Below are 26,032 nucleotides of genomic sequence, written 5' to 3'. Positions count from 1 at the left end.
CCCCTCTATAGTCCTAATATTCAAGTTGCTAATACATAGCATGGCGTTGTCCCTCTGCGCCATGCCGCTAGACCAGATTTGCCGTGGTCGTGTGCGTGGTCGTCCCATCGTCGTAGAGCAGCGTGATGGTGGTGGCCGCCGGCAGGTTCTGCAGCGTCGCCACGTCGACGAAATTGGCACCGTTGGCGGTGCCGTCGGTATCGACGCTGAGCGTGCCGGTGGCCGCATTGTAGTTGACGAAGTCGCCGACATTGGCGCCGCCGGGGGCCGTGTCGAACAGGGACGTCAGGTCGATCTTGTCGCCGTGCCCGCCGACACCGCTGTAGTCGACGATCAGGTCCTTGATGTCCAGGCCGTCCAGCTTGAACGTATCGGCGCCCGCGCCGCCGGTAAGCGTATCCTGGCCGGCCCCGCCGATCAGCGTGTCATTGCCCGCGTTACCGTTGATCGTATCGGCGCCCGTGCCGCCATAGAGCACGTTGTTGCCGGAGTCGCCGTTCAGTATGTCGTTGAAGTCCGAGCCGATGATATGCGGCGCGGCCAGCGTCGACGTGTAGGTGTGAGGGTCGCCGGCCAGCGACGACGAGTAGTTCTGGATGCCTTCGCCCGACGGGCTCAGCGTGATGCCGATCGTGCCAAGGGCGCTGTCGTTGTCGCCATCGACGATGCTGACCGGAAGAGCGAAGCTCACCGGGCTGTTCGTCGAAGCCGCGGCGCCAAAATCTCCGAGCTTGAACGTGTCGCCCGACTCGTAGGCGATCTCGAGACTGTTGTAGCCGGTGGACGTGTAGCTCGCGATCGACGTGTTCTGCAGGATCGAGCCGACGACCGCCTCGTATTGTGTTCCTGGAGCGGCGCCGTCGACGAAATGCACGGTGAATATGTGCCCGCCGACAGTTACGTTCGTCGTTGTCGTGCCGATGTCGGCGAACGACACCAGCTTTGTCTGCCCGTTGTAGCTGATCGCAACCGCGGTAACCGAGTCCTGGACGCCGTCGCCAACTGTCACGTTGTTCGCCCCATCCGGATCGTCGAAGGCGGCGAAGCGAGCCGCGGACTCGGACGAGATGCCGGTGAACTTCGCCGACGCGCCGTTGGTGATGTAGTGTCCTTCGAAGAGATGCGTCGAGGGTGACGAGTAGCTGCCGTTCGGCGGGCTGCCGGTCAGGTCCACGACAAAGTCGAGGCGCATCTTCTCGCCCGACCCAACCGAATTGCCGCCGCTGACGCCGCCTTCATTCGCGTTCGTGTTGAGGGTGCCGGAACTGACGCCGCCCTCGATCGGTGTGAGCAGCAGATCCTTGCTGTCGTCATTGGCCGCCGTATTGAAGCCGGCCCAGGCCCCGTTGCCGCCGACGAAGTTATAGCCGCCTCCGTTGAAGTCGACGGTGGTTATGCTGTCCACGGTCCCGTTCATATCGACCGAGTAGGACGCCGACGCCGGGTTGAGCGTGATGACGAACACGGAAGTGGCGCCGGCCAGGCCCGTCAGCGTGTGGCCGTCCGCCGAGACGTCGTACACGATCGAAACACCGTTCGAGGTCAGCCCGCTTGCCGTGCCGTCGAGCGACGCCGGGAAGATGACGGTTCCGCCGCTGTCGCCGCCGTAGTTGTTGGTGAGGATTCCGTCGATGTCGAGGTCGAACGAGACCGCTGCACCCGCTCCATTCGCCACAACCGCGGAGGCCGGGAATATCGCCGACGGGATGTCGTCGTCGAAGCCGATGTTGCCACCCAGATCGGTGCTCACCGTCGAGGTCGCCTGGTCGTTGTCAGCATCCGTCACCGTCGCCGTCGCCGACAGCGACACCAGGCCATTGCCAAGGTCGATGTGGGCGTTGTTGTTGGTGGTGTCGAGGCTCTCCGGCAGGTGGTCGATCTGCTGGGACTGAGTCAGCGTCACCGTGCCGGCCGCATCGACGGCGATCCTGAAGATCTCGCCATGCGAGGCGGTCGAGCCGACGATGTCGTTGCCGACCTTGGTCAGGGTGATCGCTTCACCCTGGCTGGTCAGGCCCGAGGCCGAGTTGGTGACGTTGAGCGTGTAGCCGCTGATCACCGTCGAGCCGGCGCCGTCGGCGCCATAGCTCGGCGACACCGCCGCCAGGAAGGCGGCCGCGAAGCTGGCGCTCGCCGTGTCGGAGGCAGCGCCGATCGTCTGCGCGTCCTGCGTCACCAGCGTGATGGCCGCGTCCGCGACCGTGCCGACCGTCAGCGACGGGATGTCGTCGTCGAAGCCGATGTTGCCGCCGAGATCGGTGCTCACCGTCGAGGTCGCCTGATCGTGGTCGCCATCGGTCACCGTCGCCGTCGCCGACAGCGACACCAGGCCATTGCCAAGGTCGATGTGGGCGTTGTTGTTGGTGGTGTCGAGGCTCTCCGGCAGGTGGTCGATCTGCTGGGACTGGGTCAGCGTCACCGTGCCGGCCGCGTCGACGGCGATCCTGAAGATCTCGCCATGCGAGGCGGTCGAGCCGACGATGTCGTTGCCGACCTTGGTCAGGGTGATCGCTTCACCCTGGCTGGTCAGGCCCGAGGCCGAGTTGGTGACGTTGAGCGTGTAGCCGCTGATCACCGTCGAGCCGGCGCCGTCGGCGCCATAGCTCGGCGTCACCGCCGCCAGGAAGGCGGCCGCGAAGCTGGCGCTCGCCGTGTCGGAGGCAGCGCCGATCGTCTGCGCGTCCTGCGTCACCAGCGTGATGGCCGCGTCCGCGACCGTGCCGACCGTCAGCGACGGGATGTCGTCGTCGAAGCCGATGTTGCCGCCGAGATCGGTGCTCACCGTCGAGGTCGCCTGATCGTGGTCGCCATCGGTCACCGTCGCCGTCGCCGACAGCGACACCAGGCCATTGCCAAGGTCGATGTGGGCGTTGTTGTTGGTGGTGTCGAGGCTCTCCGGCAGGTGGTCGATCTGCTGGGACTGAGTCAGCGTCACCGTGCCGGCCGCGTCGACGGCGATCCTGAAGATCTCGCCATGCGAGGCGGTCGAGCCGACGATGTCGTTGCCGACCTTGGTCAGGGTGATCGCTTCACCCTGGCTGGTCAGGCCCGAGGCCGAGTTGGTGACGTTGAGCGTGTAGCCGCTGATCACCGTCGAGCCGGCGCCGTCGGCGCCATAGCTCGGCGTCACCGCCGCCAGGAAGGCGGCCGCGAAGCTCGCGCTCGCCGTGTCGGAGGCAGCGCCGATGGTCTGCGCGTCCTGCGTCACCAGCGTGATGGCCGCGTCCGCGACCGTGCCGACCGTCAGCGACGGGATGTCGTCGTCGAAGCCGATGTTGCCGCCGAGATCGGTGCTCACCGTCGAGGTCGCCTGATCGTGGTCGCCATCGGTCACCGTCGCCGTCGCCGACAGCGACACCAGGCCATTGCCAAGGTCGATGTGGGCGTTGTTGTTGGTGGTGTCGAGGCTCTCCGGCAGGTGGTCGATCTGCTGGGACTGAGTCAGCGTCACCGTGCCGGCCGCATCGACGGCGATCCTGAAGATCTCGCCATGCGAGGCGGTCGAGCCGACGATGTCGTTGCCGACCTTGGTCAGGGTGATCGCTTCACCCTGGCTGGTCAGGCCCGAGGCCGAGTTGGTGACGTTGAGCGTGTAGCCGCTGATCACCGTCGAGCCGGCGCCGTCGGCGCCATAGCTCGGCGACACCGCCGCCAGGAAGGCGGCCGCGAAGCTGGCGCTCGCCGTGTCGGAGGCAGCGCCGATCGTCTGCGCGTCCTGCGTCACCAGCGTGATGGCCGCGTCCGCGACCGTGCCGACCGTCAGCGACGGGATGTCGTCGTCGAAGCCGATGTTGCCGCCGAGATCGGTGCTCACCGTCGAGGTCGCCTGATCGTGGTCGCCATCGGTCACCGTCGCCGTCGCCGACAGCGACACCAGGCCATTGCCAAGGTCGATGTGGGCGTTGTTGTTGGTGGTGTCGAGGCTCTCCGGCAGGTGGTCGATCTGCTGGGACTGGGTCAGCGTCACCGTGCCGGCGGCATCGACGGCGATCCTGAAGATCTCGCCATGCGAGGCGGTCGAGCCGACGATGTCGTTGCCGACCTTGGTCAGGGTGATCGCTTCACCCTGGCTGGTCAGGCCCGAGGCCGAGTTGGTGACGTTGAGCGTGTAGCCGCTGATCACCGTCGAGCCGGCGCCGTCGGCGCCATAGCTCGGCGTCACCGCCGCCAGGAAGGCGGCCGCGAAGCTCGCGCTCGCCGTGTCGGAGGCAGCGCCGATGGTCTGCGCGTCCTGCGTCACCAGCGTGATGGCCGCGTCCGCGACCGTGCCGACCGTCAGCGACGGGATGTCGTCGTCGAAGCCGATGTTGCCGCCGAGATCGGTGCTCACCGTCGAGGTCGCCTGATCGTGGTCGCCATCGGTCACCGTCGCCGTCGCCGACAGCGACACCAGGCCATTGCCAAGGTCGATGTGGGCGTTGTTGTTGGTGGTGTCGAGGCTCTCCGGCAGGTGGTCGATCTGCTGGGACTGGGTCAGCGTCACCGTGCCGGCCGCGTCGACGGCGATCCTGAAGATCTCGCCATGCGAGGCGGTCGAGCCGACGATGTCGTTGCCGACCTTGGTCAGGGTGATCGCTTCACCCTGGCTGGTCAGGCCCGAGGCCGAGTTGGTGACGTTGAGCGTGTAGCCGCTGATCACCGTCGAGCCGGCGCCGTCGGCGCCATAGCTCGGCGTCACCGCCGCCAGGAAGGCGGCCGCGAAGCTCGCGCTCGCCGTGTCGGAGGCAGCGCCGATGGTCTGCGCGTCCTGCGTCACCAGCGTGATGGCCGCGTCCGCGACCGTGCCGACCGTCAGCGACGGGATGTCGTCGTCGAAGCCGATGTTGCCGCCGAGATCGGTGCTCACCGTCGAGGTCGCCTGATCGTGGTCGCCATCGGTCACCGTCGCCGTCGCCGACAGCGACACCAGGCCATTGCCAAGGTCGATGTGGGCGTTGTTGTTGGTGGTGTCGAGGCTCTCCGGCAGGTGGTCGATCTGCTGGGACTGAGTCAGCGTCACCGTGCCGGCCGCATCGACGGCGATCCTGAAGATCTCGCCATGCGAGGCGGTCGAGCCGACGATGTCGTTGCCGACCTTGGTCAGGGTGATCGCTTCACCCTGGCTGGTCAGGCCCGAGGCCGAGTTGGTGACGTTGAGCGTGTAGCCGCTGATCACCGTCGAGCCGGCGCCGTCGGCGCCATAGCTCGGCGACACCGCCGCCAGGAAGGCGGCCGCGAAGCTGGCGCTCGCCGTGTCGGAGGCAGCGCCGATCGTCTGCGCGTCCTGCGTCACCAGCGTGATGGCCGCGTCCGCGACCGTGCCGACCGTCAGCGACGGGATGTCGTCGTCGAAGCCGATGTTGCCGCCGAGATCGGTGCTCACCGTCGAGGTCGCCTGATCGTGGTCGCCATCGGTCACCGTCGCCGTCGCCGACAGCGACACCAGGCCATTGCCAAGGTCGATGTGGGCGTTGTTGTTGGTGGTGTCGAGGCTCTCCGGCAGGTGGTCGATCTGCTGGGACTGGGTCAGCGTCACCGTGCCGGCGGCATCGACGGCGATCCTGAAGATCTCGCCATGCGAGGCGGTCGAGCCGACGATGTCGTTGCCGACCTTGGTCAGGGTGATCGCTTCACCCTGGCTGGTCAGGCCCGAGGCCGAGTTGGTGACGTTGAGCGTGTAGCCGCTGATCACTGTCGAGCCGGCGCCGTCGGCGCCATAGCTCGGCGACACCGCCGCCAGGAAGGCGGCCGCGAAGCTCGCGCTCGCCGTGTCGGAGGCAGCGCCGATGGTCTGCGCGTCCTGCGTCACCAGCGTGATGGCGCTGTCATTGACCGTGCCCACCGTCAGCGACGGCGCATCGTCGTTAAACGTGACGGTCAGTGTGCCAGGCGCCGTCGAGCCGTCGGCGTCGGTGATGACATAGCCGAGATCGACCGTCGCGCTGTTCTCGTTGTTCGGGCCGCCCGTATGCATGACATTGTCGAGCAGCGTCACCGTGTAGGCGCCAGTCGCCGGATCCGTCACGTGCACGGTGAAAAGCGCCGTGCCGATGCGGTCGCCGCTGGTGGTGGTCGCCGTCAGCGTGTGGGTGCCGGCATCCCAGCTGTAGGAGACATTCTCCTGGCCGACCGTGCCGGCCGTGCCGTTGAGTGCCGCGAAGGAGAAGCCGTTGGCGCCAGCGCCATCGCCGCCGACGCTGCCGCCGAGCGTGCCGGAGAAGGTCGCTTCGTTGTTGTCGCCATCGGTGTTCGGAACCGTGATGTCGCCCGCGCTGCTCGCCGGATTGCCACCGGGGAGCCCGTCATCGTCGACCGAGGCGGAGGCCGTGCCGCTAGTCGGCGTGTTGGCGTCGGTCACGGCAAAGCTGATGCCGGCCGTTGCCGTATCGCCGTCGCCGTCGGTCACCGTAAAGGTCGCGGAAGCCGCGCCGGTGCCGTTGACCGGGCTGTCGGCGGTGAAGGAGTAGCTGCCATCGGCCTTGACCTTGATGGAGCCGTCGCCGATGTCGATCGCCTGCGAGTAGCCGTCCTGGCCGAAGATCAGCAGCGTGCCGTCGATATGCGTGACCGTTGCGCCGTCGGCGCCGGCGACGAAGTCGAGCGTGCCGGTCAGCGTCGCGCCTTCGGCGACGTTCTGCGAGCCCTCGGCCGAAGCCGTCGGAGCATCGTCGTTGAAGGTGACGGTAAGTGTGCCAGGCGCCGTCGAGCCGTCGGCGTCGGTGATGACATAGCCGAGATCGACCGTCGCGCTGTTCTCGTTGTTCGGGCCGCCCGTATGCATGACATTGTCGAGCAGCGTCACCGTGTAGGCGCCAGTCGCCGGATCCGTCACGTGCACGGTGAACAGCGCCGTGCCGATGCGGTCGCCGCTGGTGGTGGTCGCCGTCAGCGTGTGGGTGCCGGCATCCCAGCTGTAGGAGACATTCTCCTGGCCGACCGTGCCGGCCGTGCCGTTGAGTGCCGCGAAGGAGAAGCCGTTGGCGCCAGCGCCATCGCCGCCGACGCTGCCGCCGAGCGTGCCGGAGAAGGTCGCTTCGTTGTTGTCGCCATCGGTGTTAGGAACCGTGATGTCGCCCGCGCTGCTCGCCGGATTGCCACCGGGGAGCCCGTCATCGTCGACCGAGGCGGAGGCCGTGCCGCTAGTCGGCGTGTTGGCGTCGGTGACGGCAAAGCTGATGCCGGCCGTTGCCGTGTCGCCGTCGCTGTCGGTCACCGTGTAGGTCGCCGAAGCCGCGCCCGTGCCGATCACCGGATTGTCAGCGGTGAAAGAATAGCTGCCGTCGGCCTTGACCTTGATGAAACCGTCGCCGATGTCGATCGCCTGCGAGTAGCCGTCCTGGCCGAAGAGCAGCAGCGTGCCGTCGATATGCGTCACCGTTGCGCCGTCGGCGCCGGGGACAAAGTCCAGCGTGCCGGTGACCGTCGCGCCTTCGGCGACGTCCTGCGAGGCTTCCGCGCTCGCCGCCGGCACGTCGTCGACGATGTTGACGGAGAGCGTGCCGTTGGCGCTCTGCCCGTCCTCGTCGGTCAGCGCGACGGTGAAGTTCTCGAACAGGCTGTTGGTGCTCTGGGCGTTGGCATGCGTCTCGTTGTCGTTGAGCGTGTAGGTGTAGCTGACCACGCCGGTGCCGGCGTCATATCCGGTCACCGTCAGCGTGTTGCCGAGCGCGGTGGTGAACGAGCCGCCGGTGAATGTGCCATTGGTGATGAAGGTGTGGCCGTCGATCGCCAGCGAGGCGATGCCGTCGGGCGAGCTGATGGTGAAGGTGCCGCCCTGGGTCGTGCTTTCCTTCGACGTGTCGGAACCGGCCGACTCGCCGGGCCCGCGGCTGGCCAGGAGGTCGTTTTCATTAACGATGACGTCGCCGCCATTGGCCTCCGGCGTCAGGTCGCCGATTTCCGGCGTCGAGTTGCCGATCGAGATCGTCAGCGTGGTGTGCGAGGTGTCGCCGTCGCCGTCCTTGATCGTGTAGGTGAAGACGTCGTTGACGCCGCCGGGCGTGCCGGCGTCGCGCACATAGGTGTAGGAGCCGTCGGCGTGAAGCGTCAGCTTGCCGTAGTCGCCCTGGATCGGCGTGTTGAGCGTGGCGGCATTGTCGACATCGGTATCGGTATTGCCGGCGGCGACGCCGACCACCGTCGCGTCATCGGCGCCCTTGGTGTCGGCGCCCGCCGCGTTGCCGTCCGATCCGCTGCCGTCCAAGACATTGCCGCCGACCGGCCCGAACGTACCCGCTGCCAGGGCATCGGTGTCGGCAACCGCGGTCGGCACGTCGTCAATGATGGCGACCGCAAAGGTTGTGCTGGCCGTATCGCCGTCGGAATCCGTGACGGTGATGCTGAAATTGTCCGGAACCGTATCGTTCTGGTCGTAGCCGTTGGTGTGATTGGGGTGGGTGACCGACTCGGTCACCGTGTAATTGTATTCGATAGCGCCGGTGACCGGATTGAAGGAGACGATCGTGATGTAGCCGAACTGGCCCTGGATCTGCTGCCCGACGCCGGTGACGGTGGCGCCGTTGATGACAATCGATCCGATTCCATCCGGCGCGTCGATGGTGATCGTGCCGGTGCTCGACGTCTCCGAATTGCTCGGCGCGTCGCTGCCAGGCGACTGTGACGGGCCGCCGTCGAGGCCGGTTTCGCTGGCCGCCTCGTCCGGGGTGAGCAGTGACACCGCCACCACCGAAACGTTCCTGTCGACAATGGATGGGAAGAGTTCGCGCCGGTCGAGCTGGCCGAACTGCAGGGCCGTCGGCGGCAGCAGGGCCGACAGGTCGAAGCCGTCGCCGATGCCGCCGGGCGGCACGGAGAAGTTTCCGCCCGCGCTGTTCGGCCCGTTTCCGGGTCCGGCAGAGATCGAGCCGTCGGCGCCAAAGGCGACATCGACATGGCTTGCTTCCAGCGCGGCGATCAGGGCGACGCGGGGCACCTCGACTTCGCCGAGGATGAAGGTCGGCACGTTGAGCGCGCCGTCCTTGATGACGATCTCAGACCCGTCGGGCTGCACGAGCACGAGGTTGTGGCCGTCGACCTTGATGTTGTCGATCGAGACATTGGCCGGAAGCCTGACGACATTGCCGGCGTCGGCCACATAATCATGCGCCGCGCCCGCCGGTGCGTTTGCCGCAGCCGCTCCATTTGCCGGCGGGTTCGCCGCCGCTGCCGGGGCGGCTGGTGCTTCGGGCTGAACGGGTGCGCCGCTGCCGACATCGACCGGTACCGGATCCGCCGGCGCGGCTTGCCCTGTCGAGGCGGCCTGCGCGACCTGGATTTCCTGCGCCGGTGTCAGCCCGGCATGTTCAGTGGAAACCGCGTGCTCGTCAAAGGAAGCTGAAACGTTGTCCAAATCGATATTGGTCGTCATGGCTGGAAACCCCTCCGGTATTTCCCGGAAAGAGACAGGGACGGCCTTGTCTTTGCAACAGTCTCTCAATCTGTTTCATATAGTATGATATAGTGACTTTGCTATTTTTTACGCATGGTAAACCTCAGCCATATAACCCGATATACTGAGACTTTTCCGGAACCGGTTTGGTCGGGGTCGGCGAGACGGATTTGGCAAATAGAAGTATAAATAAGAATAAAATTTTAAATAAAGTAGATGTAATGAATTGCTGGAAATTTATCCACCTTCATTTCCAATAATTTGAGACCGGATTGATAGCGTCCACAGTCAAAGGTGGGCGTCATGAAAACACAAAAAGCTTTGTCGATGAAAGCCGGGCTCAAGTTTCTCGTGCTGGCGATCGGCCTTTGCGGGCTGCCGCAACCGTCATCGGCAAGCGCCATGCCAGGTGATTCGGCGCTTGCGGGAACGCTTGCGAAAGGGGTCCGGACACCCCTCAGCCTGGGTGGAGTCTCGCTGGCCAGATATCAGCCCTGGCAGCCTGCGGCGTCATACAGAATCGGCACGGTCTCCACTGCCTATGGCTACGTTGAGGTCGAGCGTGCGGAGGCTTCGTCGGCGGCGCAGGCCGGCGCCGGCATCGACCCTATCCAGACGGCCGCGATCATTCCGGGCGTGTTCGGCTCGGTCGCCCTGTCGATGCGCAACTTCCCGGTCGCGGCGCGCTGGGCGCCCGTCTACAGGGCGATCGTCGACTGCTCGGCTGGCAGCACCTGCGAACGCAAGAACGCCGCCTTCGTCGCCATCGTCGACGCCGCCAAGGGCAAGGGGTTCAGCGACAGGCTGGCCTTCGTCAACACAAGCATCAACCGCCTGATCGCCTACCGGAAGGACAGCGCCGTCTACGGCAAGCTGGACTATTGGGCGAAGCCTTCGGAAATCCTCGATCGCCGGGCCGGCGACTGCGAGGATTTCGCCATTCTCAAGATGACGGCGCTGCTCGATGCCGGCATCCCGGCGCAGAGCATGTCGCTCGTTGTCCTTCAGGATCGCAAACGGAAATTCTTCCACGCCGTGCTGTCGGTGAGCACCGCCAGCGGCGCCTTCATCCTCGACAGCCTCGGCAATGTCGTCAGGCGTGACAGCGATCTGCCCGACTACGTTCCGCTCTATTCCTTCAGCATGGACCGGGCCTGGATCCATGGCTCCAAGACCGGCGGCGCCGAAATGGCCGACATCAAGGGCGGCGTTGCCACGATTGCCCCCGGCGAGGGCCTGGAGCCGGACATGGTTTCCGCGATTGTGGCGCCGACCCGCATGGGCCCGCGCTGAACGCTTCCGCGCGGCTACGGGTCAGCCGTTGAAGACGAAAGCCATCAGCAATTCCGGCTCGGCCACCGGCGCGCGCACCACGTTGAGCTGGCCGCGGTAGCGGCGCTCGCCGGCGCCAATGACGAAGCCGGTATTCACGGGTGTTTCGCCATTGGCCTCGAGCCGGGCGAAGATATCGGCCACGTTGAGGTCGAGCGCCAGCTTCAGGTCGTGCCGCGCATCGTCGTTCGGACTCGCCGGCAAATGCCGCTTGACCAGCTGCTGGAACGGCGCGTTGAAAGTCAGGATCTTCTTCGACGACGACAGCGCGAAGGCCGGCGACGGGCAGGCGACCAGTATTGCGGAGATCGTCCTGATCGAGGCGAGCTTGCGCAGCGCAAGGTTCTCCAGGGCCAGTCCACGCATGCAGGCGACCCTGATCGCCGATGTCAGGTTGCCCTGTTCGGCGTGGCTTTCGGCAATCTCGTCGACCAGCATGCCGATCGTGCACTTGCGGCTTTCGGCCATCTGCTTGAGCGTCACCCAGAAGGCGCGCTCGAGGCGGATGCCGCGGCGCACGCCGCCACGCGCAACGACGCGGAATTCCGGCCCGAAATCGTCGGCCGTCAGCGGCAGCAGCTGCCGCTCGCCATGGGAGATGGCAGGTGTGATGCTATCGCTCACTCATCGCCTCCTCGCGTGCCTTGTTGATAGGCTTCAAGAGATAGGTCAGGATCGTCTTTCGTCCGGTCTTGATGTCGACCGAGCAGATCATGCCTGGAATGATCGAATAGGTTTTGCCGTCCCTTTCCAGCGTCGACTTCTCCGTCGCGACACGCACCTGGTAGTACGGTTCGCCGGTCTTCTGATCGACCAGGCTGTCGGCGGTGATATTCGAGACCTTGCCCTCGATGCCGCCGAAGATCGAGAAGTCGTAGGCCGTGACCTTGATCAGCGCTTCCTGGTCCGGCCGGATGAAGGCGACGTCGCGCGGCGAGACCCGCGCTTCGACTAGCAGGGTTTCCGAGGTCGGGACGATGCCGGCGACCACCGCGCCCGGCTGCACGAATGCGCCGACCGTGTTCAGGTCCAACGTGTTGACGATGCCGTCCACCGGCGATCGGATATCGGTGCGCGCCACCTTGTCGGTGGCGCCGCGGATGGTCTCTTCCACGACCGAAAGCTCGGCCAGCGCCTGGGTGAGCTCGTCCAGGGCCTCCTGCTGCAGCTGCAGCCCGAGCTCGTCGACCTGTAGCTGCGCCTCGGTGATCGCCGCCTTGGCCTTCTTTATGGTCTCGCCGGCGAGATTGAGCTGGCCGTTCATCTCGGTCTGCTCGCGCTCGACGCGAAGCTGCTCGGTCTTGGCCATCAGCCCCTTCTTGACCATCGCTTCGACCAGCTTGGCCTCCTGGTCACTGACGATCAGGTTCTTCGACAGGCGGTCGAAATTGGCGGTTGCCTCGTCCAGTTCCTTCTCGCGCTGGTCGAGGCGCGACTTGAGCACCGACAGCTTGTTGTCGAAGTTTCCACGCCGGGCTATGAGCAGCTTCTGCTCATTGTCGCAGATCTCCGGGGCGACCGACTGAATGTCGGCCGGGCACGGAAAGGGGCCAGAGATGTTGCCGCCCTGCTCGTATTTGAGCCTGGCGATGCGCGTCTGCAGCGCGCGCGCCTTGGCCTGCTGCTCACCGAGGCTGGAGCTGTTGCCGGTATTGTCGAGGCGGATGATCAGGTCGTTCTTCTTGACGACCTGGCCGATCTTGACGGCGATCTCCTGGACGACGCCGGCCTCGCTGGCCTGGATGATCTGGGTCTTGGAAGCGGGTATGACCTTGCCGTCGCCGCGCGCGATCTCGTCGACTTCGGCGAAGGCTGCCCAGCCGACGAAAGCGACGAACAGCGCCGCTATGATGTATATCGACGCCGACGCGAAAAGCGGCGGACGATCTTCCCTTGCAAGCATCTACCCCGTCCCAGTCAGGCGCTCGACTTCTGCAGCGCCTGGATCACTTGTTCTTTCGGCCCATCGGCGACGATCTTGCCCCGATCGATGACGATGAGGCGGTCGGCCAGCTCCAGCATGCTGAAGCGGTGGGTCGAGACGATCAGCGTCGTGTTTCGCTCGAAAGCCACCTTGAGCTGCTTGATCAGCTGCCGTTCCGAGGCAAGGTCCATCGACCCCGACGGCTCGTCGAGAAAGACGATCTTCGGCCTGGTCAAAAGCAGGCGCGCGATCGCCACCGCTTGCCTCTGACCACCCGACAGGTTGGTGCCGCGCTCGCCGACATTCATGTCGTAGCCGCGGGGATGGCGGGAGACGAATTCGTCGACGCCGGCGGCCTTCGCGGCCTCGATGATCGCCTCGTCGCTCGCCTCCGGCGCCGCCATCAAAAGGTTCTCCTTGATGGTGCCCGAAAACAGATCGCCGGCCTGGGCGACGATGCCGACCGCGGCGCGCACCTCCGAGGGGTGGTATTGGCGGATGTCGATGCCGTCGATGAGCAGCTCACCCGAGCTCGGCAGGAAAAGCCTGCCGATCAGGCGCCCCATCGTGGTCTTGCCCGATCCGATGCGGCCGATGATGCCGACCCGCTCGCCAGGCTTGACCGTGAAATTCAGCCCGCTCAGAACCTCGGTTTCGGAGCCCGGATAGACGAAGCCGACATTCTTGAAGGCCATCGCGCCGTTGCGGATCGGGCGATTGACGAAACCCACCGTATCCGGCCTGTCCTCCGGCTGCGACATGATCGAGTTGACGATCCTGAGCGACAGCATGGCCTGGCGGAACCGGGAGAGCGTGATGGCGATCTGGCCAAGCGGCGCCACGGCCCGGCTTGCCAGCATGACCGTGCCGATGATTGCTCCGGTGGAGACATATCCTTCCGAGAAGGCATAGGCGCCGGCCACGACCAGGGCGACGGTCACCAACTGCTGGATGGATCCGGTGATGTTGCCGGCGGCGGCCGAGAGCTGCTTGATCTTTTCCGACGTGTTGGCCGCGTTCTTGGAGTGCTCGCCCCATTTGCGCAGCAGGTAGGCCTCGGCGCGCAGCGACTTGATCGTTTCCAGCGTCGAGATGGATTCGACCAGCAGCGCCTGGCGCTGCGAGGCCTCGTTCATCGAGGCCGCGACGCGCTTGCCGATGCGGCGCTGCGTCACCAGGCCGACGATGACGGAGATCACGAAAGCCAGCGCCGGGATGATCACCAGCCAGCCGCCGATGGCGTAGATGACCAGCAGGAAGACGAAGATGAAGACCGTGTCGATGAAGACGCTGATGGTGTTGGAGGTGAAGAACTCGCGCACGAATTCATATTGGGTGACGCGACTTGCGTATTCCCCCGTCGAGCCGGGCCGCGCCGACAGCGAGGAGTTCAGCACCTTCTCGAACAGGAGATAGGATATCCTGAGATCCGCCTTGCGTCCGGCATAGTCGATGAGCGAGGCGCGTGCCGTCTTCAAAAGCAGGTCGAACAGGATGACGGCGCCGATGCCCAGCGCCAGCACCCAAAGCGTCGCGATCGCCTTGTTCGGCAGTATCCTGTCGTAGACGTTCATGGTGAAGATCGGCGAGGCGATGGCCAACATGTTGATGAAGATCGCCGACAGCACGACCTTCGAATAGGTGCGCCAGAACGCGCCCATGGTTCCGGTCAGCCAGTGCCGGCGCTCGATCTTCGGCGCCGAGCCGACTTTCATCGCCTCGGTGGTGTTGGCGTAGGTGATCGAGAAGGACGCGCCGCCGCTGATATAGCTTTCGGCCAGCTCGGCCTTGCTGATCGTGGTGCGGCCGTTTTCCTGAGGGGCGGTGAGGTAGTCGCCGCTCTCGATTTCCGCCAGCAGCGCGACCGGCAACTGGCTGACGCGGAAGACGATGGCCGGAAGGTCGACGCGTCCGCGCAGGAAATCACGATGGTTGAATTCGCTGACCTCTAGGCCGATGCGCTCGGCCAGGTGCTTGATATCGGCGATCTCGATGCGCGACTCCGCGATCGGAACCCCGGCAAACAGCACTGTCTCCGCGCTCGGCCTGCCGAGATACGCCGCAACGGCCGAAAAACAGGCCTTGAACGCCTCTTTGGGCGACAGAATATGTGGCTGCTGATTCACGACCCGCCCCGAAGGACCAGCGATCGAACTTACATCGGCTGCTTCTTCCTGACCGGCGCGAGGATGTCGAACGGCAGATCGTTCTTCTGCTCCGACGGGGTCCGCGCATAGGTTTCAGTATCGGCGGTTTCCGGCACGCCGAACTCGGTTCGCGCATAGGCCGTCGACTGCTTCGCCGGCTCGATGTTCATCGTCTTCAGCAGCTCTCCCGTCGCCGCCAGCAGGCGATACTGGGCGAAAAGCGAGGCGTAGGACGCGGTATCGGCCAGCGTCGCCGTGTTGAAGCGCGTGTTCTGCGCGTCGAGCACGTCGAGCAGTGACCTTTGGCCGACCTTGAACTGCTCGCGATAGGATCCGACCAGCTTTTCGTTGGCGGCGGCCTGTAGCTTCAGTGTCTTTGCCAGGTCCGCCTGCCGGAAGCGGCGGTCCCAGGAGGTGCGGACCGCTTCCTCGATCTCGCGCAGGACCTGATGCAGCGCAAGACGCTGTTCGCTCGTGCGGCGGACCTGTTCCTGCTCGTTGGCCTTGTCGATGCCACCCCGATAAAGGTTCCAGCGCAATACCACCCGCGCCTGCAGGTCGCTGGTATCGCCGTCGGTGCCGTCGATGTCGGTCCCTGCCCGGGCAACGCCCTCGGCGACGATCGACGGTCCAAATTTCGCTCGCGCGGCGTCGACCAGCGATGCGGCGGCGTCGATATCGCTGTTGGCCATGTGAACGCGCGGATTGTTCTGTCGTGCAAGCCCGATCGCATCGTCAAGCGAGCGCGGCAGCGCGGCCGAGACGTCGCCCGGACGCGAAGCATTGGTCAGCGGCTTTCCGACGTTCTTGAAGAACCGTATCTTGGCGGCTTCCAGTTCCTCGGTCGCTTCCTGCAAGCGCGCCTTGGCGGCGAACAGCCGTTCTTCGGCCTGTTGCCGGTCGGCTTCGTTCAGCGCGCCGCCGGCAATGCCTTGCTGGATGTCGCCGAGAATGGCCTGATGGAAGCCAAGGTTCTTCTTCGCCTCGGCAACGATCGACGCCTGCAGCATGTATTCGAGGTAGTCCTGCACGACTGCGAGCCCGATGAATTCGGACCGCTCCAGCACCCGGAACGAGGCGCCGTCGACGCGCGAGGCCTGGCGGTTCAATTCGGCCCGCCTTGCGCCGCTGTCGTAGAGCGTCTGCGAAACCGTCAGATCGGTTTCTGCCGGATAGAGCGCGTCGTCCTCAATGGAGAGTGCGCGCCGCGACGGATTGTCGAGACGGCGGGCGCCGGCCGACCCCTCCAGGTCGACGCTGGGAAGGTAGAGACCTTTCGCCTGGCGCAGCTCGAATTCGATTGCCTCACGATTCTGGATCGCCTGGCCGATCTCCGGATTGGATTCGACCGCAACCGCGATGGCTTCCTTGAGTGTGAGTGCGCTGGCGCTTCCGCAAGCCAGCACTGAAACTGTCATGGCAAGCGCAAACCGCCAGCCAACGGTAATTTTACCCGTCCTGTTCATTTCAACCCCGTGGTTTTCCCAACGCCCTTTTTGTTTTTGTAAGGCGTTTATTGCCCAAGCCTGCCACCGGAGCTTGCGCGGGATTATCCATCAAATTTTCACAACGTGTGAGCGCTTATTGTTTTAGGGGGGCCCTAAAAGCGAGAATCCGGCCATTAGTTTCGCCGGATGTAGCAAAAATGGCACAGAAAGGACGGGCCGCCGACCCGCCATTTGGTGCGAGAGGAACGCCAGGTGGCGTGAAAGGAACAAAAGTACCATTCGCGCCAGCAAAGTACAAAACGCCGCGCTGGTAGAATCACACTGCGGCCCGGTCGGTCTTCCAGCACCGGCAAGGCGACGTGCCTCCAACAAATATGACCTTGGGAAGCAAGGTTTCAGCCACTGGCAAGATCGCGGCGTGAATACTGCTCGCAGCGGAACCAAGCCAGGGGCGCAAAGACTTGCCATAGACCGGCCATCATAATGCCATGTGTCTCGCGCAACGCGGTGCAGAAGAAGATCAATTCGGTTCCGGGCATCGCTTTTACCGAGGACGGCTTGTGCGATGTGCTGACCGATCGCGGTGCGGCGCGCAAGGACAAGGCGATGGCCGAGGAGGCGATCGCCGCCTGCCAGCATGCGCTTGCCGTCTTCAGTGAGCGCAAGATGGACGATCTCGCCGCCGGCTCCGAAAAGAACCTGGCCGAGGCCGAGGCCCTGCTGGCTGAATTGCGCTAAATCCGCGAGAAATCGTCGCCGTTTTGCCGGTTTCATTGGCAATGAAGGGTGGTTGCCTGTTATTGCCGCTTCAAATCAAAAAGCATGGACGTTTCCGCATGACCAATGTCGCCCTGACCGGGCTTGCCCGCGATCTCGCCAGACGGGCCGCCGAGGGCCGTCCGGTGCGCATCGGCGTCATCGGGTCGGGCGAGATGGGCACCGATCTGGTGACGCAAGGCATGCTGATGCCGGGCATTTCGGTCGCGGCCATCTCGACGCGGCGCCCGCACACCGCTCGCGAGGCGATCCGCATTGCCTATGGCGACGAGGCCATGGCGGCCGAGGCCGACAGCGCTTCGAAAGTGACGGCTGCAATCGAGAGCGGCAGGATCGCCATCACCTCGAACGAGATGCTGGTCACCAATCCGCTGCTCGATGTCGTCATTGACGCCACGGGAAAACCCGGCGTCGCCGCCGATTTCGACCTGATGGCGATGGAGCACGGCAAGCATCTGGTGATGATGAATGTCGAGGCCGACGTCACCATCGGCTGCTATCTGAAACAGCAGGCCGATCGGCTCGGCGTCGTCTATTCCGTCGGCGCCGGCGACGAGCCGTCGAGCTGCATGGAGCTGATCGAGTTCGCCTCGGCGCTCGGCTACACCATAGTCTCCGCCGGCAAGGGCAAGAACAATCCGCTCAACCACGATGCGGTGCCCGACGACTACCGCGAGGAGGCGCTGCGTCGCAACATGAACCCGCGCATGCTGGTCGAGTTCGTCGACGGCTCGAAAACCATGGTCGAGATGTGCGCCATCGCCAACGCCACCGGGCTGGTGCCGGATGTTCCGGGCATGCATGGCCCGAAGGCCGACCGCGACGAACTCGCCAAGGTGCTGATCCCGAAGGCCGATGGCGGCATCCTGTCGAAGAAGGGCGTCGTCGACTACACGATCGGCAAGGGCGTGGCGCCTGGCGTCTTCGTCATCGTCGAGGCGACGCATCCACGCGTCATCGAGCGCATGGACGATCTCCATGTCGGCCACGGCCCTTATTACAGCTTCTTTAGGCCCTACCACCTGACCTCGCTGGAGGTGCCGCTGACCGCCGCCCGCATCGTGCTGCACGGCCGCCCCGACATGGTGCCGTTGCCGAAGCCCGTGGCCGAGGTCTGCGCCGTCGCCAAGCGCGATCTGGCCGCGGGCGAAACCTTCGACGCCATCGGCGAGACCTGCTACCGCTCCTGGACAATGACGGTCGGCGAAGCCCGCGCCAACCGCGCCGTGCCCGTCGGCCTGCTCGAGGGCGGCAAGGTGCTGAAGCCGGTCAGGAAAGGCGAATTGCTGACCGCCGACAATGCCGCGCCCGACCAGACGACCAGGCTGTACGCCCTGCGCCGCCTGCAGGACGAGATGCTGTACGGCTGATCGGGTTTATTTCCCCAGCTCTATCGACCTCAGCCGCGCCGCTTCCACCGCTTCGGTCAAGAGCTTCGTCAACCGCTCTTCGCCCATCAGCACGGCAAGCGCTGCGGCCGTTGTGCCGTTCGGGCTGGTCACCTGCTGGCGCAGCACGCCCGGGTCCTCACGGCTTTCGGCGGCGAGCGAGGCAGCACCGTAGACCGTCTGCATGGCGAGCAGGCTGGCGGTCTTGGCCGGCAGGCCGGCTTTTTCGGCCGCAGCCGTCAGCGCCTCGATGAAATGGAAGATGTAGGCCGGGCCGGATCCGGATACCGCGGTGACCGCGTCCATCAGGCTCTCGTCGTCGATCTCTGCCACTTCGCCGCTCGCCGCCAGCAAATCGGCGACGAAACGCTTGGTGTCGTCCGACACCAGCGGGTTGCAAAACACCACCATCATGCCTTTGCCGATGGCGGCCGGCGTGTTCGGCATGCAGCGCACGATCGGCGTGCGGTCGCCCAGGATTTCCGTGAAAGTGGCGACGGGCGTGCCGGCGGCGACACTGAGGAAGGTGGTGCGGCCATCGCCGAAACGCTTGTATGCGGTGGTCACCTCGCGGATCACTTGCGGCTTCACCGCGATGACGACGAGGGAAGGCACCGCTTCGGCCGGAATGCCGGCGGCATCCGCGGCACCGCCGCAGCCCAGCGCCTCGGCCCGCCTGCGCAAATCGTCATTGGGTTCGACCACGAACACTTCCTGCGGCGCAAGCCGGCCGGACTTCAGCCAGCCGGAGAGCATGGCGAAACCCATATTGCCGCAGCCGGCGAGAACAAGCCTGATGGTCATTTGAAGCCTCCGCAAGAACGGCCCTCCCATAGACGCTTGCGGCGTGGTGGGAAAGCCCTGTCGAAGGCAGGTCAGGGAGAGCGGCGCACCGCCAACGGCCGCAGCGACACCTGCCTCAGTCCGAGCACGCTGAGCACGAAGAACAGCCAGACGGGGTCGGCGCGGCGGAAGAAGAAGCTTTCGAGGAAGCCGTTCAGCGCCGCGAACAGCACCACCATCATGAAGAAGTCGCCGAGATAGATGTTCTCCTTGCGCAGCGGGATGCGCATGTAGTCGCGCAGCGGCGCGATCAGGAAAGTGTAGACCGCCACGCAGAGCGCCGGGATACCCATCAGCACCGCGATGTCGAGATAGCCGTCGTGCCCATGCACGATGGTCCGGATGTCCCAGGGCCGGTCGAAGGGCTGGTCCTGGTTGAGCAGCAGCGGTGTCCCCCAGAAGCTCTCATAGCCGTAGCCGGTCCAGGGTCTCTTCGCCAGCATGCCGCCGGCGAACTCCCACAGCGTCGTGCGCCCGGTATAGGTGAGATCGGGAAAATAGACCGCCGCTAGGTGCTTCACCGGCGGGATGAAGACAATGCCCAGCGTGCCGACCGCCGTGGCGACGATCGCCAGCGCGAACAGGATCGGCGTGCCGAGCCGCATGCCGATCAGGCTCGGCAGCACCACGATCAGGATCGAGAACGGCACCAGCCCGACCGTCGTCTTGGAGCCGGTGTGCAGCATGAAGATCATGGCGGCGGCGAAGATGCCGGCGCCCCAGAGCCTCTGCCCGCGCCGGTAGAGATAGAGACCGGCGAAGCTGAAGCAGGCCATGATCGGCCCGGCGATGTTCTTGTGGGTGAAGACGCCGCGCCACAGGCCGGCATGTTCGGGCTCCTGCGAGTCGGCCGTGTGCATGGCCTCGTGCGGGAAGACGATCAGCCCGACATAGGAGAGGCCGATGACGACGATGGCGGTGAAGATGATGACTTTCGAGAAACTTTCCGCATCGCGCGGCAACGCCAGGATCGTCGCCATGGTCAGGATGCCGATCAGCGTGAACGAGGCGGCGCGCATCGCCGTGGGCGGATCGGTCGCCAGCACCACCGACAGCATGAAAAAGCCGAGCATCAGCATCCAGGACGGGCTGAAGAGCGAGCGCGCCATCCGTGGGTCGGCGAACGCCATCAGCGAGAAGATCGAGATCGCGCCGAGCGAGCTGAAGCCCAACTGATTGACGATGTCGCCGCCCTGGCCGGTAAGCTCGGCGCCGGCCGGCTGGAACGGCCGGAATGACACCATGATGACGGTGAACAGCAGCGCCGCGATCGCGGTGGCGACGCCCTCGCGGGTGAACGCGGCGCTGAGCGGCGCGCGTTCAGTTCTTCTCAGGCTGCCGGTATTGCTCATTGGCGTATCCGAATTCGGCCATCACGCGGCCGAGCGCGACATGGATGGGATAGAGGCCGATTGCGACGGATCCTGTCCGCGCCAGCCGGATCGCCCCGCGCAGCGGCGAGGCGGCAAGCAGCGCCAGGCTCTTCGCGAACACTTTTGGGCCGGCAAGCGGCGTGCCGGCGCGCTTCTTCTTCTCGACCAGCGTCGAGATCACGCCGTTGCGCAGACTGCGAGCGCGGATCCAGTCGGCCTCGACGCGCCGGGCAGGCACCGTCTCGTGCACCTTGGCCTCGGCGCACCAGCCGAGCACGAAGCCTTTCTGGGCCGCGCGGCTAAGGAAATCGGAATCGCCGCCGCCCATGAAGTTGAAGCGCAGGTCGAGGAAGGGCGGGCCCATGGCGGTCAGCACGTGGCGCCCGACCAGGAGGTTGCCGGACGAGTACAGCGCCGCGACCCGCCCGGTCTCCCGGTAGGGCGGCGCGAAGACGGGATGCTCGGCCCATCTGGCATGCGTCGGCTCCGCGAACACCGGCACCTGCGGCCCGCCGACGATGTCGGCGCCGAGTGTCTCGGCCGCCCTGCACATGTGCTCCAGCCAGTCGGGGTCGGCCAGTTCGTCGTCGTCGATGACCAGCAGGTGGCGGAAATTGGGAAAATGCAGGATCGCGGTCTGCCAGCCGGCGTTGTAGGCGCTGCAATTGCCGCGCTCATGCGCGATGATGACCAGCCCCAGCATTTCGCCGCGCTCGAAGGACGGCAACGCCGCCTTGGCGCCATCGCGCGCCTCGGCCTCATTCTCCATTACGATCACGGCGAAGCGTCTCGCGGTCCGCTGCGCCTTCAGCGACGCCAGGGTCGCAAGCAGCATCTGCGGGCGCTTGAAGGTCGGCAGCGTGACGACCACCTCGATCGCCTCGGCGGCAAGGCCGGGGGAGCGTCCCGCGATCGATACCGAACCGTCCGATGGCAAGGGGATCATGCGCTCCAGCCGCAAGGGGTGATTTCTGCCCTCGATAGCACTGCGATGATAACGTTTCGTTAATCACCTTTCACGCCAAGGCCCGCGAAACCGAGACTCTTCGTACCGAATGGGTTCACTTAATCAAGGGTTCACCGCGCGTTGCTATCTGGGTTGCACTGGATAGGTGAGATGCATCTGCTGTTCGCCACATCGATCGTGCCCGACGGCGCTCTCGCCTCGGGCTACGAGATTGCCAACGCCGCGATCATAGACGCATTGCGGCGCGCAGGCGCGCACGTCACCGTGGTCGGCTTCAGCTGGCCGGGAAAGCCGGCCGCCGACCCTGACAACACCATCGTGCTCGGCGCCGTGGACGTGCGCACTGAAAGCGCAGCACCCCTGCAAAAGCTCGCCTGGGTGGCCAAGGCGATACTGTCCGGCCTCACCTTTGCTTCGGTCAAGCTGCGTGTCGTTTCCGATGCCGAGGTCCGCGCCGCGATCGGGCGCGCCGGCCCGGTCGACGGCTATGTCCTGAACTCGGTGCAGTTCGCCGGTGCCTTCGAGACGCTCTTCAGCGACAGGCCGTCCATCTTCGTCGCCCACAATGTCGAGCACCGTTCGGCGCAGGAGAATGCCGCCGCCGCGGCAAGCCTCCTCCAGCGGCTGCTGTTTCGCCGCGAGGCGCGGCTGCTCAAGGTCATGGAAGAGCGGCTCTGCCGCCAGGCGCGCTTCGTCTTCACCTTGGCCGAGGAGGATCGCGCCGCACTGGGCGTCGCCTCCGCCGGCCGCTCGGCGGTGCTGCCGCTGGTCACCCGCAGCCAGGCGCCGGCGCCGGCCGGCCCGCGGCGCATCTACTGCGACGCGGCGCTGATCGGCACCTGGACCTGGCAGCCGAACCGCATCGGGCTCGACTGGTTCCTGCAAAGGGTCGTGCCGCATCTCAGGCCCGATTTCCGCATCAGGATCGCCGGCGGCATGCCCGCCGGCGTCACCTCAACCCATCCCGGCGTCGAATTCGTCGGCCGCGTGCCCGACGCGCAGGCCTTCGTGCGTGCCGCCGCCGTCATCCCGCTGATCAGCACCGCCGGCAGCGGCGTGCAGCTCAAGACCATCGAGACCTTCGAGCTTGGCCTGCCCTCCGTCGCCACCAGCCGCTCGTTGCGCGGCATCGGCCATCGTCCCGACAATTGCGTCGTCACCGACGATCCGATCGCCTTTGCAGCCGCGCTCGAGGCGGCCGCCGCGGATGGCCGGGATGTCGACGGCAGCGCCTTCCATCGCCGGCAGGTCAAGGCGCTCGATGCCGCGATCAAACTCGGCCTCGAGAAGCTCGGTTCGGTCAGGCAGGAGGCGTTCGCATGAACATGCACGCCACCCGCAAGGCGTTCGGGTCCGACACGCTGAAGACCATCCTCGGCATTTCCGTGCTTGCCATCCGCTGGGACGATGCGATCGCGCTGCTGGCGCGTCTGGTCGCGGAGCGGCGCTTCACCAAGGTCAGCTTCCTCAACGCCCACAATGCCAATATCGCCTGCACCGATCCGGTCTTCGCCGAGGCGCTGGACGATTTCCTCATCCTGCCCGATGGCATCGGCGTCGACATGGCGGCGAAGCTGCTCTACGGCGCGCCGTTCCCGGACAATCTCAACGGCACCGATTTCGTGCCGGCCTTCCTGCAGGCCTCGTCGCGGCCGCTCACCGTCGGCCTGCTCGGCGCCACCCGCGTCAATGCCGAGGCGGCTTCGGTCAAGCTCGCCGCGCTCGCCGTGCAGCACCGGTTCGTCGTCATCCATGACGGGTATTTCTCCGCCGCCGAGGAGCCGGCGATCGTCGATAGGATCGAGGCCCTTCGGCCGGACGTCCTGCTGGTCGCCATGGGCGTGCCGCGTCAGGAATTGTGGATCGCGCGCCACATCGATGCCCGCCACTGCACGTTGCCGATCGCCGTCGGCGCGCTGCTCGATTTCCTCAGCGGCACGGTGCCGCGCGCGCCGCTGTGGATGCGCCGTCTCAGGCTCGAATGGCTGTTCCGGCTGCTGATCGAGCCAGGCCGCCTCTGGCGCCGCTACGTCGTCGGCAACCCGCTGTTCCTGTGGCGCGTCGCCAGGCAGAAATTCTCGGCCGCCGGAGCGCGTCCTTGAACAGCCGCTTCGTTCCGGACGCAACGGCCGAAGTCCAGCGGCTGCCGCAGGCGCCTACCGCCGCAGTGGTGACCGCCAGCTATGCGCCGGATTTCGAACGCTGCCGTCTGCTGTGCGAGACGATGGACCGCCAGCTTTCCGGCGTCGCGCGCCACTACATACTGGTCGAGCATCGCGACGTGGCGCTGTTTCGCCAATTGGAGAACGCCCGCCGCATCGTCGTCGACGAACGCGATCTGCTGCCGCGCTGGCTGCATGTCGTCGACGATCCGCTCAGCCTGTTTCGCCGCCGTGTCTGGCTGAGCCTGAAGACCCAGCCATTGCGCGGCTGGCATGCGCAGCAACTCCGCCGCATCGCCATTGCCGCCCATGCCGGCGAGGACGTACTGGTCTTCTGCGATTCTGATGTTGCCTTCCTCAGGCCGTTCGACATCAGCGCCTTCTGGCGTGACGGCAAGGTGCGGCTGTTCCGGCGCGATGGCGCGTTGGCGAACGATGGCCATGACGAGCATCGCATCTGGTCGCGCAATGCCGGCGCGGCGCTCGGCATCGAAGCCTCGAAAATCTCCACCCACGACTACATTTCGACGCTGATCGGCTGGCGCCGCGAAACCGTGACGGCGATGTGCGCCCTGATCGAGAAAGTCCACGGCCGCGACTGGGTCGCGGTGCTCGGTTCGGCGCGCAGGTTCTCCGAATGCATGATCTACGGCCGCTATGTCGACGACGTTCAGGAGGGCGCCGGACATTTCCATGGCCGGGAGGAGTTCTGCCGTGTCCACTGGACCGGTGAACCGCTGTCGGACGACGACTTCCGCCGCTTCGTCGCCGGCATGGCGCCCGAGCAGGTGGCGATCGGCATGCAGTCCTTCATCGGCACCGACATCGGCCGCATCCGCCGCTTGATTGGATTGGGCTGATCCTGGATCAAACGGCCTTGGCCGGCCTGCGCATCGCCGAATAGGTCAGAAACGCCGAGGCGAGATAGAGCAGCAGGAAGACGACATTGAGCGACAGCACCAGATTGGGCGTGTCGGCGATCGTCGTCAGCACATAGGTCAGGAGCACCGCCTTCAGCCCGGCAAGCAGGCCGAGATTGAGCGCCCGGACCGCCGTCTGGCCGCGCGCGAACAGCAATTCGGCCTGGTATTCGACCAGATTGCGCAGGCCGGGCACGCAGATCGCCAAGGCCACCAGGGGGGCTGCTTCCGCGACATTCCTGCCCAGCGCGTTGGGGAAGAAGTGCAGCACGATGCCGAGTGCGGCGAGCGCCAGCGTCGAGACCAGGAACACGCCGCCCTCGATGCCGCTCTTGACCGCCAGCCGCGACAGTAACTCCGGCGCCCGCATCATGCGCTGCACCAGCATCATCGAGAAGGTGCGGATCGGAATCGCCGTCAGGTCGACGAGGCGCATGATGATGGCGTAGATGCCGGCGAGGTGGGCGCCGCCGATCGACAGCACCAGCAGCTTGTCGAACTCCATCTGCAGGTAGAACAGCACCTCGGCGCCGGCGACATAGATCGAGTCGGCGAGCCGCCTGAGATAGAGCTCGATGCGCAGTCTCAGCCGCTGGCGCGGATAGAAGAAGCCGAAGGCGATGATGAGCGAAGCCGCGTTGGCGCCGATATAGTACCAGGACCAGACGCCAACGCTGTGCTGCGCCGCAAGCATGAACAGCACCGCGCCGAGCGCCCTCAGCGCCGTCGCCAGGATCGCCAGCACGGCGGCGCGGCCGAACTTGCCGAGCCCGTTGTTGACGATCAGCGCCACCTCGACCGGCCGCCACAGCAGCGCCTCGGCGAAGACGACGGCGGCGAACACCGGCAGCGGCACGGTGCCGGCGAAGAAGATCAGGTAGACGAGGTAGGATGCCGCCGCCAGAAACGGCAGCGAGACGATGCCGAGCAGCATGAAGCCGGCGGTGAAGGCGCCGATCAGGTTCGGGCGGATCGTGGCGGTGCGGTAGAGCGCCGAGATGAAGCCGAAGGCGAGGATGCGCGACAGCATGACACCGGCCGCCGAAGCAGTGGCGAACATGCCGAATTCGGCGATCGACAGCGTGTTGGCGAGCGCGATGAAATAGGCGAGCGAGAACACCAGCCGCCCGCCCGCGCCGCTGATCGCGGAAAAATAGTCGAAAACCAGCTTCCGGCGCGCGGCCACGAAGGCGCCGATCCGGGCGAAACTCCGCCTCTGCGGTATGTCGCTGGTCTGGGTCATAGGTCGGCCGGACCATAGGCCGGAAAGCTTAACGTGCCGTTCTGGAGAGGCTTCGATTGCGCTCGAAAACCATGCAATCAAAGCGCGAAAACTCTCCTTCGCGGTGCCGAAAATTAACCTTTTGTTTTCCATGCCTGTTTA

At 65.3% G+C, this 26,032-nt stretch carries 15 protein-coding genes; 6 read left to right on the top strand and 9 right to left on the bottom strand.

Translation table 11 applies throughout. The features are described from left to right. Positions 1-67: 67 nt before the first annotated feature. On the bottom strand, positions 68-9,346 hold the full coding sequence (locus tag JG743_RS34630; protein WP_202295675.1) for a DUF5801 repeats-in-toxin domain-containing protein: 9,279 nt from the start codon (positions 9,344-9,346) through the stop codon (positions 68-70). A gap of 324 nt (positions 9,347-9,670) precedes the next feature. Between JG743_RS34630 and JG743_RS29235 the strand changes: the two genes are divergently transcribed. After that, a complete protein-coding gene (locus JG743_RS29235) occupies positions 9,671-10,660 on the top strand; it encodes a transglutaminase-like cysteine peptidase (protein ID WP_202295672.1) in 990 nt (329 codons plus the stop codon). Positions 10,661-10,681: 21 nt separating this feature from the next. Here the strand turns inward: JG743_RS29235 and JG743_RS29230 are convergent, their stop codons facing one another. Genes JG743_RS29230 through JG743_RS29215 form a run of 4 tightly spaced genes read right to left on the bottom strand, consistent with a single transcriptional unit; the run spans position 10,682 to position 16,188 of the window. Beyond that, positions 10,682-11,323, bottom strand: a complete 642-nt coding sequence (locus tag JG743_RS29230; protein ID WP_202295669.1) for a ribbon-helix-helix domain-containing protein — start codon at positions 11,321-11,323, stop codon at positions 10,682-10,684. Next, entirely contained in the window at positions 11,313-12,602 is a 1,290-nt protein-coding gene (locus tag JG743_RS29225; RefSeq protein ID WP_202295666.1) for an HlyD family type I secretion periplasmic adaptor subunit, read from the bottom strand. The genes JG743_RS29230 and JG743_RS29225 overlap by 11 nt, the downstream gene beginning before the upstream one ends. A 14-nt stretch (positions 12,603-12,616) precedes the next feature. Further along, complete coding sequence (locus JG743_RS29220) at positions 12,617-14,749, bottom strand: type I secretion system permease/ATPase (protein ID WP_202295663.1); 2,133 nt, start codon at positions 14,747-14,749, stop codon at positions 12,617-12,619. Between the two features lie 29 nt (positions 14,750-14,778). Next, positions 14,779-16,188, bottom strand: coding sequence for a TolC family protein (locus JG743_RS29215; RefSeq protein WP_244672962.1), 1,410 nt, complete (start codon positions 16,186-16,188; stop codon positions 14,779-14,781). Between the two features lie 513 nt (positions 16,189-16,701). Here JG743_RS29215 and JG743_RS29210 point away from each other — a divergent pair. Further along, a complete protein-coding gene (locus JG743_RS29210; protein WP_202295658.1) occupies positions 16,702-16,956 on the top strand; it encodes a hypothetical protein in 255 nt (84 codons plus the stop codon). Between the two features lie 98 nt (positions 16,957-17,054). Further along, a complete protein-coding gene (locus JG743_RS29205; protein ID WP_202295654.1) occupies positions 17,055-18,365 on the top strand; it encodes an NAD(P)H-dependent oxidoreductase in 1,311 nt (436 codons plus the stop codon). 6 nt (positions 18,366-18,371) lie between these two features. Here JG743_RS29205 and proC read toward each other — a convergent pair whose 3' ends face one another. The 3 genes from proC to JG743_RS29190 all read right to left on the bottom strand — a co-directional run bounded on the left by proC (position 18,372) and on the right by JG743_RS29190 (position 21,545). After that, the gene (gene proC, locus JG743_RS29200) at positions 18,372-19,187 is read right to left on the bottom strand and encodes a pyrroline-5-carboxylate reductase (RefSeq protein WP_202295651.1); all 816 of its coding nucleotides are present in this window, start codon (positions 19,185-19,187) and stop codon (positions 18,372-18,374) included. Between the two features lie 71 nt (positions 19,188-19,258). After that, positions 19,259-20,578, bottom strand: a complete 1,320-nt coding sequence (locus JG743_RS29195) for an O-antigen ligase family protein (protein WP_202295648.1) — start codon at positions 20,576-20,578, stop codon at positions 19,259-19,261. Next, a complete protein-coding gene (locus JG743_RS29190) occupies positions 20,547-21,545 on the bottom strand; it encodes a glycosyltransferase family 2 protein (RefSeq protein WP_202295645.1) in 999 nt (332 codons plus the stop codon). Before JG743_RS29190 ends, JG743_RS29195 begins: the two co-directional genes overlap by 32 nt. Before the next feature lie 171 nt (positions 21,546-21,716). On the opposite strand from JG743_RS29190, the gene JG743_RS29185 reads away from it, so the two are divergent. Genes JG743_RS29185 through JG743_RS29175 form a run of 3 tightly spaced genes read left to right on the top strand, consistent with a single transcriptional unit; the run spans position 21,717 to position 24,588 of the window. Continuing rightward, on the top strand, positions 21,717-22,889 hold the full coding sequence (locus tag JG743_RS29185) for a glycosyltransferase (protein ID WP_202295642.1): 1,173 nt from the start codon (positions 21,717-21,719) through the stop codon (positions 22,887-22,889). Further along, the gene (locus JG743_RS29180; RefSeq protein WP_202295640.1) at positions 22,886-23,668 is read left to right on the top strand and encodes a WecB/TagA/CpsF family glycosyltransferase; all 783 of its coding nucleotides are present in this window, start codon (positions 22,886-22,888) and stop codon (positions 23,666-23,668) included. The genes JG743_RS29185 and JG743_RS29180 overlap by 4 nt, the downstream gene beginning before the upstream one ends. Then, a complete protein-coding gene (locus tag JG743_RS29175; RefSeq protein WP_202295636.1) occupies positions 23,665-24,588 on the top strand; it encodes a DUF6492 family protein in 924 nt (307 codons plus the stop codon). The genes JG743_RS29180 and JG743_RS29175 overlap by 4 nt, the downstream gene beginning before the upstream one ends. Positions 24,589-24,595: 7 nt before the next feature. On the opposite strand, the gene JG743_RS29170 is transcribed toward JG743_RS29175, so the two are convergent. After that, positions 24,596-25,891 carry a lipopolysaccharide biosynthesis protein gene (locus JG743_RS29170; RefSeq protein WP_202295633.1) on the bottom strand — a complete coding sequence of 432 codons (1,296 nt, stop codon included), beginning with the start codon at positions 25,889-25,891 and terminating at the stop codon, positions 24,596-24,598. Positions 25,892-26,032: the final 141 nt, after the last annotated feature.

The sequence above is a fragment of the Mesorhizobium sp. 131-2-1 genome, from assembly GCF_016756535.1.
Classification (GTDB): domain Bacteria; phylum Pseudomonadota; class Alphaproteobacteria; order Rhizobiales; family Rhizobiaceae; genus Mesorhizobium.
The sequence above is the reverse complement of the archived record's forward strand: the minus strand, read 5'-3'. Positions and strand labels throughout refer to the sequence as shown.

Bases quoted from the DNA above. Each gene is read 5' to 3' on its own strand.
- JG743_RS34630 (WP_202295675.1), bottom strand. From the start codon at position 9,346: ATGACGACCAATATCGATTTGGACAACGTTTCAGCTTCCTTTGACGAG.
- JG743_RS29235 (WP_202295672.1), top strand. From the start codon at position 9,671: ATGAAAACACAAAAAGCTTTGTCGATGAAAGCCGGGCTCAAGTTTCTC.
- JG743_RS29225 (WP_202295666.1), bottom strand. From the start codon at position 12,602: ATGCTTGCAAGGGAAGATCGTCCGCCGCTTTTCGCGTCGGCGTCGATA.
- JG743_RS29215 (WP_244672962.1), bottom strand. From the start codon at position 16,188: ATGACAGTTTCAGTGCTGGCTTGCGGAAGCGCCAGCGCACTCACACTC.
- JG743_RS29210 (WP_202295658.1), top strand. From the start codon at position 16,702: ATGCCATGTGTCTCGCGCAACGCGGTGCAGAAGAAGATCAATTCGGTT.
- JG743_RS29205 (WP_202295654.1), top strand. From the start codon at position 17,055: ATGACCAATGTCGCCCTGACCGGGCTTGCCCGCGATCTCGCCAGACGG.
- proC (WP_202295651.1), bottom strand. From the start codon at position 19,187: ATGACCATCAGGCTTGTTCTCGCCGGCTGCGGCAATATGGGTTTCGCC.
- JG743_RS29195 (WP_202295648.1), bottom strand. From the start codon at position 20,578: ATGAGCAATACCGGCAGCCTGAGAAGAACTGAACGCGCGCCGCTCAGC.
- JG743_RS29190 (WP_202295645.1), bottom strand. From the start codon at position 21,545: ATGATCCCCTTGCCATCGGACGGTTCGGTATCGATCGCGGGACGCTCC.
- JG743_RS29185 (WP_202295642.1), top strand. From the start codon at position 21,717: ATGCATCTGCTGTTCGCCACATCGATCGTGCCCGACGGCGCTCTCGCC.
- JG743_RS29180 (WP_202295640.1), top strand. From the start codon at position 22,886: ATGAACATGCACGCCACCCGCAAGGCGTTCGGGTCCGACACGCTGAAG.
- JG743_RS29170 (WP_202295633.1), bottom strand. From the start codon at position 25,891: ATGACCCAGACCAGCGACATACCGCAGAGGCGGAGTTTCGCCCGGATC.